The organism is Elizabethkingia argenteiflava (genome assembly GCF_009904105.1).
Lineage (GTDB): Bacteria > Bacteroidota > Bacteroidia > Flavobacteriales > Weeksellaceae > Elizabethkingia > Elizabethkingia argenteiflava.
Window position 1 is genome coordinate 1 of sequence record NZ_JAAABJ010000532.1, and the last position, 256, is coordinate 256.

The following is a 256-nucleotide window of genomic DNA, read 5'->3' on the forward strand; positions in this document are numbered from 1 at the left end:
ATGAAGCCAATCTACAAGGCTAATAATGAAGAGCAGGGATATCAAAGGCTGCTTGCCTTTGAAGAAAAGTGGGCAAAAAAATATCCCCTGACCTGCAAATCCTGGCTGGACAATTGGTTAAATCTCTGAGCATTCTTCGAGTACGATGAGGTAGTACGAAAAAGCATATATACTACCAATCCAATTCAAGGGGTACATCGCCAGATACGCAAAATCACCAAAACTAAAGGTGCTTTTCCTTCAGAACAGGCACTGA

At 41.8% G+C, this 256-nt stretch carries 1 pseudogene; it reads left to right on the forward strand.

Features of this window, described 5'->3' with window-relative positions:
* Positions 1 to 141: 141 nt before the first annotated feature.
* A pseudogene (locus tag GNY06_RS15220) lies at positions 142 to 256 on the forward strand (transposase); the annotation flags it as partial.